This is a genomic window from Acinetobacter sp. UBA6526, from assembly GCF_002434875.1.
Taxonomy (GTDB): domain Bacteria; phylum Pseudomonadota; class Gammaproteobacteria; order Pseudomonadales; family Moraxellaceae; genus Acinetobacter; species Acinetobacter venetianus.
Genome location: NZ_DJLC01000137.1, coordinates 1 through 11,425 on the forward strand (window position 1 = coordinate 1; position 11,425 = coordinate 11,425).

Sequence of the window (11,425 nt, forward strand, 5' to 3'; positions counted from 1 at the left end):
ATCCAACATCGAAAGTGAATTTGCTTTCACGATAAACGTTGAATTTTCGTTACGAATTAAAAATTCATTTAAATCCAAAGCTTGTTCAACGTGGTCCTGTGCTGGTGACGGAAAACCAGCAGCAACACGTTCCGTTGCCAGTGGGATATGGTAAATTCGATCATTCTTCGCTTGAACATTCTGAATTTTTAGCGAAGTACTTAGATCGCTGCGTGCACCTGTTTTGACATTATTCAGTAACCAACTTTTGATGAAATCAACTTGAGACTCAGGAACACGAATCACTTTGGTGGGTTCACTGAATTGCGCTTTACGTCCCGCATTTGCTCTGGCACCACCATGCTCTGATTCAGTTTTTTTAGCCATAAATCCCCCTTACCCAAGTTTTAATTGCTTGAAAATAATTTAACTTGAAAAAGTTACAAATTCAAGTTGACGAATAATATTTTTTGCATAAGAATAAATTTCATAGATCAGATTTTAGCTTGTTTGATTTAAACAAGGATGTAAACAAACTAAAATTAATGCTTTAAAATTAATTACTTACAGATTTTAACTCAACATTAATTCTGCTAAGTAATTGATCTAAAAAGTAATATATCTGGTCTCTCAGCAGTTAGGTTTTATTCAAATATTTTTGATGTGGAGACATGAAAAATGAACAATCGACGTGATGCTATTCTTGGCTATGCTGATGAACAACATGCTTACTTTATCCGTCTGATCGAAGACAACAATGTTCTTGGTAATAGCTATGGTTTATTTTGTGAAAGTCCAAATAGTGAAGCAGCAGAAAGTATTATGACGACGCTCTTCTTAAAAAAATCCTTTTGGTTAAATGGTTCAGAATTTAACGATATTGTTAAAGGACTTAATCTGATTAGTTAGTCAAAATTTAATTTATTGCTCTAGTAAAAGCACTGGTTTTAATTCTGTAAGGATTCAGATTATTTTATCTTCCATTAAAATAAATCAAGAAAATCTTGATAAAAATACTGAACAATACCTTTAAAATAATAATTATATTCAGTTATAAAAAATCCACCTATTAAACAATAGGTGGATTTTATTTTCAAATTCAACATTTTTTAAATAAACCTTTTATCATCCACAGCTGAGACCAACCGATAAACCTTGCCATCTTCTTCATTTTCAAAAAGTAAATCCATATTCGGGAAAAGAACTTCACCTTCAACCTCAATATGCTCTACTCTTTTGAAAAATGGCAGATCATGATCCTCAAAATCATTTAGCTGTGCCATCACAATAGATTCATTCTCTTCTTGATCCTTAATAATTACCGTGACTCTTTCCATAATATCCTCGCAAAGTGCCTTTTATAAGACTATGGAAAAATTTATGAAGATTGTCGACCTAATCGTTGTAACAAGAGTTATAAGTATTATACTTTTATTAATTATGCTGCTAACACATTGAAATTAGCTAAGCAAAGTGTTTTTTAACTTACCTCCTAGTTACAATTAATTTGTAAAAATTAAAATATTTCAATGGTGATCAGTTAAAGTAAAAATCAAAGTTCAATAACTTACATAAAATTTAACGCATACAAACAGCGCCGATTGACTACAAAGTTGTTCAACCAAGAGAAATCGGCCAACATTTAACCATCACATATTAGCCATTAGTCTTGGTACACTCATCAAGCACTCAATTTATTGATAAAGTTAGCGCACGGTTTGATACACCTACTATGGTGCCGCATATGAGTTCAACTTGTGTGCGGCATTTTAATTTGATCACAGTCAATTGTTCGTTAAAAAAGCATAAGTCTCATAGCGAATAAAGCACAACTATTTCATCTTCAAAAATATCATCAACTAATTTTGAATTGTCTCACTGCTGCTCGATTAATCTAATAACCCCTGTAACAATCATATCTATGGCAATTGTGCCGATCAGCAAGGCTGCCAAGCGACCAGCAATATCAAAATAGCGATCAATATGCTTTGCATGTTTATATCTCAAATGATCATGCGAAAACTTCATTAAAATTAATATACTGCATGATACAAATAGCGTAAGTCCAATGACTGCTGCCGCCTCTAAAAGATTCATCTTCATACCAGTGACAACGGCTGCACTAATCGTTCCTGGACCAATCATAAACGGCATCGCAATTGTGCCAGCTAAATGTTCAGGTGCTCCTCTCATTTCACCAATCGTGTCTGCACCTTGAAATACGAATCGGTAACCAATCACTAAAAAGATGAGTCCACCAAAAATTTGAAATGATTCAAATCTTACATTCAAATATTTATTAAAGATTGCCTCCCCACCCCAAGCAAAAAGAATGAAAGCAAGATAAGCAATCAAAGCGCCTTGTATTAACCCTTTATTGAAGCTCTTTGTTTCCGTATGGCGAATAAGACCAATCATGTAGACACTCATGAGAAAAGGATTCAACAATGAGAAAAATAAAATAAAAGTATGAATATATGGAGAAGTCACTGCTTTCATTACCTAAAATTTTTCAAGAGGCGGCGAAACCTCTTGAAAATTGTTGACGGAACAAGGTTAAAAAATTAAAAGCGCCCTTTAAAACGTATAGGTAAAAATGACATTCGCTAGCTTATTCCATTTATTGTCATCACCTGCTGCAAATGAATCAGCATTACCGCCAATAAATACATCATTTTTACTCATGACATATTCTGTATAAACAGCAATATTCTTATAGTTCCAAGCCGCACCTATGATATTACGTTGTGAATCTTTATATCCTTTTTGGTCTTTATTGAAACCACTTAGCACGAGATAAGGTGTAATGTTCAAGTTATCTCTCACATTTTTAAAGGCATAATTGACATCAACTGAGTAAAACAGACCTTTATTGGCAATATTGTATTCAGTATCAAATGAACCAAAGGTTGAGTAGTTCGAAATTGGATCTTTATTATCAATCTTGAGCTGCCCACCAGTAAGTGTAATCCCTAAATTCTGATAATTAATGGTATTGAATAAAGACCATGCTTTTCTACTACCATCTTGATTGTTCCGCTTGTTATCAATAGATGAATACCAATAGCTTCCCCCAACTGCCATTTTTAAATCATCATTGTTTATAAAATCGAGATCTTGTATTACTCGCGCTACAAACATATTTTTTTCTTTAAGGCTCGTCATCGTTGGATCATCTGTTTTCACAGCATTTGCTGAATAACGCGCTGTATCGTTATCTGCTGTCCCAGTATAGTTACCGCCATCTCGTGCAAAATAGGCTAAGTCAAACTTGGTAGCCGATGGTAATTCTGCATGATAATTAACACCAAGATTAAGCGTATCTTGCAAACCTAGTGTGTAATTCATACCTGCATAGAAACTACTATCCCAAAAACGGCTGGGACCAAATGGAACGGGTTGTAAACCTAACGTGATATTGTCTGTTTCATTTAAGCGATAACCTGCATAAGCCGAAACCAAGGTTGAAAAATCACAAAGGTCTGACCATTGATAACAGCGCCATTGAGCACTACCAAAAACTTTAGGTGACTCATACCCAAAATTTAAAATAGCAGCATCAAACTTAATACTATTATCGGGATCAATATCTTTTCCATAATCTTTATAATTATATTTAGCACGTAAAGTTGCCGAAACGGTTAATGCTCCTGTATCTGCTTTGGGATCCCCAAATGTAATTCCAGCAAATGAAGGTGTCGCTAAACTGAAGATAAATAAGCCCGTTGCAACATCACGATAAAATTTTGTATTCATTTACAATTCCTTGTTTAAATAAAAGTATTAAGAAACTTCACCCTGTTTCTTATTGCACTGTTGTATCAAAAAATTTTCCAGCAGATTTTTGACTCGTGTTTGTTGTTGTTTATGTGCAAATTTCTATTTAATTCAACGCGAAACTTGCACACTGCATCAATTTATGATTAAAAAATTAAGAAATACCGTGAATTTCTTTCCAATTACCAGGATGTACGACATAACCAAATAATGCATGACCGCCATAAATGAGTTCTGTACCTTCAGGTATCCATAGCATTTGACCTGGATGAACTTCATATTTTTGACCATTTGCAGTCAATTCAAAGCAGCCTTCTATTACAAAAACCACTTCGTCATAAAGCAAAGTCCAAGAAACTTCTGCACCTTCCCAACGAGCAAAACCAATCCCCATATTTGGAGAAACGTCAGCGCCTATCGCTCTAGCCACATAAGCAGTTCCTGTTGGCGTCTCACCTCTTAAATTAAAAATAAGCTCTTTATTATCAACTAACTTAACTTCTTTCATATTTGTATCCTACTTACAACTCACTACGGCTTTGCCATTTTGCTAAGGCAATACGGAACTTAACGCCCATTCCTAGAAAAGGCTCAGGCGGATTTAAACTTGGCATGCCAGTCACATATTGAATGTCTCTCAAGGATTGAGAGTCAGCTCCGACAGCTAAATCAGCAAGTAAAGTCCCTGAAATCGTGCCCCATGCAGCACCAACACCGTTATCGCAAGCACTGGCATAGACACCATCCTCTAGCTCACCAAAGAAGTTGGTAAAGTTACGTGAAATCGCATAGACTCCGCCCCAAGTATGGGTAAACGGTACACTCTCGAATTCTGGGTAACGTGCAAGAAATGCTTTTCGGTGTTCATCATGTATTCCACGGCGAATATCATCTGAAATATTGGCACCATATTTTGGAACATGCTTATAAGTGTTACGAATCAGAATTCTTCGATCTGCTGTCATACGTAAAGTTGTTCCAGCATGATCTGCTGGAGTCAGTCCCCAATTCAGCTGACCTGTATAATGTTTCATTTCAAGATCTGAAAGTGGACGCGTCCAACTGGCAAAAGTCATCACAGGTAATAAACGATTTTTGAGATAACCAAATTCTTTGGTGAAAATACTGGTACCTAATAATAATTTTGGTGTTTGGATAGTACCTTCATCACCTTTTAGCAGCCATTTCCCATCTTGTTTTTCTAAATGTCGAATTGGAGACTGCTCCAGTAACTCAACATTTTCAGGTAAATTTTCTCCCATACCTCTTACCAATGCAGCAGGCTGCATGAGATAAGAACCCGGCGTAAAAATTGCCCGACTATAATAATCTGTCCCAAGTACGCCTTTGAGTTCGTCTTTTTCAACCCAACGATACGGTTCACCTAAGTCTTTCATGAGATGTTCAAAGTGTTGAAGATGCGCCTCACCTCTTTCACCAACTGCACCTTGATATTTACCGACAGCAGACCATTGGCAATCGATATTGAAACGTTCAACTAAACCTTGTAATTGTAAAATTGCTGCGCGATTCAAACTCAATAGTTTTTGTTTATGTGCTGCATCTGGATGTTCTAGCGAAAACTTATGTGGTAAATCAATCACAAACCCTGAGTTACGACCCGATGCACCTTCAGCAACTCGTTGAGCATCAATCAAAATAATACGTGCATCAGGTTTTAATTCTGCCAATCTTCGCGCTGCTGCTAGACCTGCAAACCCTGCACCGATAATTGCATAATCTGCTGTTTGAGAACCTTTTAACTTTTTAACAGGTGCTGCTGGAGCTAAAGCAGCATACCAACCACAGCTGTTATCATCATTTGGTAAAGCAATCATGTCCTTAATCCCTTAAACTATAGCTGGCGTGATATTTAGCTTATCAACCCATTGGCTACGCTGATGCTGTAACTGTTTGCCTAATAAAGCAAAACCAGATAATTTCCCAGCGGCATCGTAAAAAGCTGCTGCCCATTCATCATCAGATTGTTCGATACGCCATTCACCCGCTCCAACTGCTGGTAATACGGATAACGGTAAGATTGGTGTTTTTACCAACACAGGCGTTGCTTTTAATGCAGCATCTGTTGGTTTACCTAATAGGCTATTTGCTAAAGCAGGAAGTGCTTGATTGATTGGGTTGATATATGGTGCCCAAACACCATCAACTTCAGCACAATCTCCTAGTGCAAAAATTGCAGGGTCACTTGTTCGATGATCAAGTCCAGTACAGATGCCATGTTTGACTTCAAGACCAGCAGATTGAGCTAAGGCAGTGTTTGGTCGTAAACCTACAGCACTCAAAATTAAATCAGTTTCTAACTGCTGACCGTCTTGTAAAATCAACTGATAACGATCACCTCTTGCATGAATAGAATGAATACTGTTTTGTAATTTCCATTCAACACCAATCTCAGTGAGTGCATTTTGTAATGCTTGGCCAAGTTGTTGTGGAATCAAACGTCCCATCGCGGATTGACCTAGACCAACCACTGTCACTTGAGTTCCATGAGCAGCAAGATCATTTGCAAACTCACAACCAATCAGCCCATCACCTAGGATCGTAACATGCTGTTTATCTTTTAATTTCTCTCGAAATAAACGATAGTCTGCCAGATCATTCACACTGTGAACCTGTGCAGTGTCACCTTCCATAGGGATATTGATCGGGTTCGCACCTGTTGCAAGCACCAAACGACCATAAGGATATTCCCCTATAGAGGTTTGAATTTTTTTATGATCCCGATCAATTGCAAAAACCTGAGTGTGTGGATAAACACGAATATTAAGACGTTGTTCCCAACTCAATGCCGATTCGCGCACCAAGCTCTCACTGTCTTTACCCAAAGCTAATGCATTTGATAAAGCAGGTTTGCTATATAAAGCTCCATCATCAGCAGTAAATACGGTAATAGACAAGTCTGAAGATTGAGCACGTAATGTCGAGGCGAGCTGATATCCAGCGTGTCCACTGCCAATAATCACTACAGGTTGAACAACATATTCCTCTGAATTCTCTTGCGCTGCTGTTTCCATGTTCATATCAGTGATATCGAGCATCTCAAAGTCAGCTTTACCGACCTGACAATCTGGACACATCCAATCTTCAGGGACATCTTCCCACTTTGTTCCTGGAGCAATTCCATCAGCTGGCCAGCCTTTCGCTTCATCATAAATCCAGCCACAGACAATGCATAACCACTTCTTCATCTTGCCTATTCCCTTTTGATACGACTACCGGTTATGTTTCAAACGAATCCCGATATTTCGGGTTTGAACATAACTGTAAATGGCTTCCTGCCCTTTCTCTCGACCAAAGCCAGACAGACCTACACCACCAAATGGCGTTTCGATTCCACCAGCAAACCACTCATTAATGAAAACTTGTCCCGCAATCAATCGCTGAGCAACACGCAAACTTTGGTTAAGATTTTCACCAAATACACCTGCAACTAAACCGAAATCTGTTCCATTAGCAATTGCTACAGCCTGATCCTCATCTTCGAATGGCATGATTACCATGACAGGCCCAAATACTTCTTGCTGAGCAATCGACATGTGTGGTTGTGCTTCAATAATTGTCGGTAGTACAAAATATCCATCGTGTTCGGTAGCTTGACCACCTGTTAAGATTTGAGCACCCTCTTCACGTGCTGTTTCAATCATTGCAAGAATTTGTTGTTGCTGATCTTTCGAAACGACTGGTGTAAGTTCAGCATTTTCTTCGCCAATGCCAACATTTAAAGCTTCAGCTAAAGCAACGACTGCATTTTTAACTTCGTCATATCGGCTGTGATGAACCAATAAACGAGACATTGCTGAACAAACTTGACCCGCGTTATAAAAAATACCGACTTTTACACTGCGTAATAGCTGTTCAAGATCAACATCAGCAAATGCAATTGCAGCAGACTTACCGCCTAACTCCATCACGGAAGGCGTTGCACGCTCAGCGGCATCTCGTAAAATTCGCTGTCCAGTTGGAACAGAACCTGTAAACACAATTTGATTCGTATCAGCATGTTTGACTAAATGGCTTCCCACCTCAGAACCTTTGCCACAAAGTAAGTTCACTGCACCTTTTGGGAAACCTGCTTTCTCGATTGCTTGAATTAATAAAATCATGCCTAATGGAGAAACTTCTGGCGATTTAATAACGACCGCATTACCAGCAGCCAAAGCTGGTGCGAGCGAACGAGCACAGATAGAAACTGGGAAATTCCACGGAACAATTTGAACTGAAACACCCATTGGAATATATGAAGTGAAATCTACATAGTCCTTCCCTAAAGGAACGGAGATCCCTTCGATCTTGTCGGCCATACCAGCGTAATATTCAAAATAGCGAGCTGCTTCATCGAATTCCTCTCGCGCAGTTGCTAAATTTTTTCCATTTTCTCGACAAAGAATTAAAGCGCCCTCTTCAGCAATTTCACGAATTGCTTCTGCGGCTTTTAACATCCAAGTGGTACGCTGAGCTGGGCGAACGTCCGTTAATAAACCACTATTTACACAGCAACGCGCAGCATGCATCGCTGCATCAGCATCTTCAATACTCGCTTGAGCCACAGTTGCAAATACACTTGCCGTTGCTGGATTGATGACTTCCAATTGGCGGGAAGAGTCCCGCCACTGACCATCAACATAGTTGAGGTAATGTTGCATGTTACGCCTCCAAAGCTACTTTAGCCTGTGTTGCGAGCCACTTTTGGAAGAAGTGCGTTGGTAAATCCATTTCTGGAGAGAACACACCACCTCCAAATCCTGGAGAATGACGACCTTTCTGCATCCCTTCTACTGCACCAATATCTTCACTAAATACAACACGCCACGATTCAAGCGTTGCAGTACGGCAGGCTGCATATAAATCTTTAGTTGACTCGTCACCTACAAAATAAAGACGCAATCTTTCAATTGTTTTTTCAGGGGCAATTGGGTCAATCATCATTGCAAACACATGATCAGCCTGAATCCCTAACAACACATTTGGAAATAACGCAACATATTCTGCATGGCGTAATTTATCTTCAGGCCAGTTTTGGAATTTTGGCAAATGTGTGCCTGCTGTATCAGAAAGGTTATATTTATAACTGCCTTGCCCTGCGAAACGATCTTCAAACATGATGTTGTAATGATCTTCAAGTTTCGAATAAGTATTTAATGCTGGATGTACCCACGGTAAGTGATACGCCTCACAGTAATTCTCTACTGTAAGCTTCCAGTTACTTTTCACTTCAATTTCAAGATGTCCACCCATATTTACACGGCGGATTTGATCTAAGCCATTTTCACCCCAAAAAGGTTTCCAACGTTCCACTAATGGCGCGATGTGCTCTTCAAAAGATGGGGCATCGCCAGAAATATTGACAAATACCATATCCATCCAAATTGCTGAACGTAAGGCACGTAAACCATGCTTCTCGCATTTGAAGCGCTCGTCTTTATGCTGACCAATACCACCTACATGGGGCGTGCCTTTTAAATTACCGTTGAGATCATAACTCCATGAATGGTATGGGCAGCGGATAACCCCCTCAACCACACCTTCTTCATGTACAAGTTGCATACCTCTATGGCTACAAACATTATGAAATACTTGAACTTGTCCCTCGCGGTTACGCATCATCAATAATGGCAAACCCATAAACTCAATAGGCTTGATATAACCGTTTTTGACTAGGTCTGAAGAGAAACCCACACACACCCATGTTTTACTTAGAATATTGTCACGTTCAAAATTAAAATAATCAGCACTGGTATAAGCAATATTTGGCATACCATTTGATTCTGTAATCGGGTTTAATACATTATCGACTTGCTGGATGGTAATTAATTGCTGGCTAACTCGACTATTCATCTTATGATCTCCATGTATCTAAATGACGCAGCACTCCCTGCGTAACGATTGGCATTCAACGCTATTTCTTTAATGATTTTGTTTAATATCGATCAAGCAGACAAACGACTTTTTAGCTAGGCATCTATGAGTTTTAATCATGCATTCCAAAATGATCTTGGATGTTCTATTTTCCCAACATAGAAAATAAAAAGACCCATGACTAAAACTCACACATCAGTGAGAATAAATCAGTTGAGCAAACTTCTTAGTCATTACTACTCTGTATTATTCGCACACAGCAGCTTACTGATATAAGCCGCTTGCAACGCAATCCAAGGAGGAGTTATGCGTGCTACAACAGGGGTCTTTAAAGGACTTAATCCGACAGTGACTGTCGTTTCTAAAATATTAGTAATTTCTTTTGTTCTCTTTTGTGCTCTACAAGCCGACCAAGCTGGAAAAGCTTTTGAGATGGTTTCTGGCATTTTATTGCAAAATGTCAAATGGTTTTATCTTGGGTTATTAACCATCATTTTAGGTGTTCTCCTCTACTTAATGATGAGCCGCTTTGGTCATATCCGATTAGGTAAAGATGATGAAAAACCTGAATTTAGCTTTGTCGGATGGATCTCAATGCTCTTTTCTGGCGGTATGGGTGTTGGCTTAGTTTTTTGGTCTGCTGCTGAGCCAATGTGGCACTACGCAAGCAATCCATTTACCTCAAATTTAAGCGATGAATCTGCCAGTATGGCAATGCAAATCACTTTCTTCCATTGGGGTTTACACCCTTGGGCTATTTTCTGTATGACGGCTTTAGCACTGGCCTATTTTTCATACCGAAAAGGCTTACCATTCAGCTTACGTTCGATTCTCTATCCTATTATTGGTGATCGTATTTATGGCCCGATAGGTCATACCGTCGACATTCTCACGATTACAATTACTGCTTTTGGTGTGGCTCAATCACTGAGCATGAGCGTATTACAAATTAATTCTGGTCTAAATCAAGTCTTTGGTTTCGCCAATAGTCTCAGCTTACAATTTGTGATGCTTGCGATCTTATGCAGTATTGCAACCGTTTCGGTTGTCATTGGTATCAATCGTGGTATGCAAAGATTGTCTGAACTCAATATGATCTTGGCAATTATATTAATTGCAATTTTGTTGATCGTTGGGCCAACACGTTACTTGTTAAATACCTTACTGGAATCTACAGGTAATTATGCCCAAAACATTATCAGCATGAGCCTTTGGAGTGATACTCAAAAAGATTCTGGTTGGCAAAATTGGTGGACTGCATTCTATTGGCCATGGTGGATGACATGGGGACCTTTTGTCGGTATGTTCATCGCACGTATTTCGCGTGGACGTACTATCCGAGAACTGATTGCAGGTGCATTGATTGTACCCACACTGGTAACAGCAATTTGGATGTCAGTTGTTGGTGGCTCTGCACTCAAAGTTGAGCAGGATGCTCGCCATGCTTACGAAAAAGAAACCGCAGCTTTAGTCGAAGCAGGTAAAACAGTTCCTAAATTTGAAGGTGGCCCTATTGTAAAAGCGACTCAGCAGGATAATACACGAGCGTTATTTACGATGTTTAATAATATTGATAATGGAACACTGGGACAGATTCTTAGTATTATCGCGTGTCTTTTACTCGCAACGTTCCTAATCACCTCAACAGATTGTGGTACACATGTTCTATGCTACATGGATGCTGAAGGTTCAACAGATACCCCGATTAAAATTCGGATTGTTTGGGGCGTTTTGATTGCAATTATTGCAGGCGTACTGCTCTATGCTGGTGGTTTAAAGGCAATTCAAGCAG

At 39.0% G+C, this 11,425-nt stretch carries 10 protein-coding genes and 2 pseudogenes; 2 read left to right on the top strand and 10 right to left on the bottom strand.

The features are described from left to right. A pseudogene (locus B4237_RS09125) lies at positions 1-366 on the bottom strand (DNA polymerase V); the annotation flags it as partial. 291 nt (positions 367-657) lie between these two features. On the opposite strand from B4237_RS09125, the gene B4237_RS09130 reads away from it, so the two are divergent. Beyond that, positions 658-888 carry a hypothetical protein gene (locus B4237_RS09130; RefSeq protein WP_004880619.1) on the top strand — a complete coding sequence of 77 codons (231 nt, stop codon included), beginning with the start codon at positions 658-660 and terminating at the stop codon, positions 886-888. A 200-nt stretch (positions 889-1,088) separates the two neighbouring features. On the opposite strand, the gene B4237_RS09135 is transcribed toward B4237_RS09130, so the two are convergent. The 9 genes and pseudogenes from B4237_RS09135 to B4237_RS09175 form a co-directional block, all read right to left on the bottom strand. After that, on the bottom strand, positions 1,089-1,316 hold the full coding sequence (locus tag B4237_RS09135) for a hypothetical protein (protein WP_004880620.1): 228 nt from the start codon (positions 1,314-1,316) through the stop codon (positions 1,089-1,091). Positions 1,317-1,854: 538 nt separating this feature from the next. Continuing rightward, positions 1,855-2,469 carry a MarC family protein gene (locus B4237_RS09140; RefSeq protein WP_029424907.1) on the bottom strand — a complete coding sequence of 205 codons (615 nt, stop codon included), beginning with the start codon at positions 2,467-2,469 and terminating at the stop codon, positions 1,855-1,857. An 87-nt stretch (positions 2,470-2,556) separates the two neighbouring features. Further along, positions 2,557-3,735 (bottom strand): hypothetical protein, encoded by a 1,179-nt coding sequence (locus B4237_RS09145; protein ID WP_019384893.1) that lies wholly within the window; start codon positions 3,733-3,735, stop codon positions 2,557-2,559. Positions 3,736-3,910: 175 nt separating this feature from the next. Beyond that, on the bottom strand, positions 3,911-4,264 hold the full coding sequence (locus B4237_RS09150) for a hypothetical protein (protein ID WP_004880623.1): 354 nt from the start codon (positions 4,262-4,264) through the stop codon (positions 3,911-3,913). A 13-nt stretch (positions 4,265-4,277) separates the two neighbouring features. Then, a complete protein-coding gene (locus B4237_RS09155) occupies positions 4,278-5,594 on the bottom strand; it encodes an NAD(P)/FAD-dependent oxidoreductase (protein WP_278596696.1) in 1,317 nt (438 codons plus the stop codon). A 12-nt stretch (positions 5,595-5,606) separates the two neighbouring features. Beyond that, on the bottom strand, positions 5,607-6,815 hold the full coding sequence (locus B4237_RS09160; RefSeq protein ID WP_327545661.1) for an FAD-dependent oxidoreductase: 1,209 nt from the start codon (positions 6,813-6,815) through the stop codon (positions 5,607-5,609). After that, positions 6,804-6,965: pseudogene (locus B4237_RS09165) on the bottom strand (rubredoxin); the annotation flags it as partial. The pseudogene B4237_RS09165 and the gene B4237_RS09160, both read right to left, overlap by 12 nt. Before the next feature lie 24 nt (positions 6,966-6,989). Then, positions 6,990-8,420: an aldehyde dehydrogenase family protein gene (locus B4237_RS09170; protein WP_278596697.1), complete on the bottom strand. Its 1,431-nt coding sequence runs from the start codon at positions 8,418-8,420 to the stop codon at positions 6,990-6,992. A gap of 1 nt (position 8,421) precedes the next feature. Next, positions 8,422-9,612, bottom strand: coding sequence for an aromatic ring-hydroxylating oxygenase subunit alpha (locus tag B4237_RS09175; protein ID WP_061392923.1), 1,191 nt, complete (start codon positions 9,610-9,612; stop codon positions 8,422-8,424). 327 nt (positions 9,613-9,939) lie between these two features. Here B4237_RS09175 and B4237_RS09180 point away from each other — a divergent pair. Further along, positions 9,940-11,425 (top strand): BCCT family transporter (locus B4237_RS09180; RefSeq protein ID WP_286942808.1); only part of this gene is annotated, 1,486 nt, incomplete at its 3' end.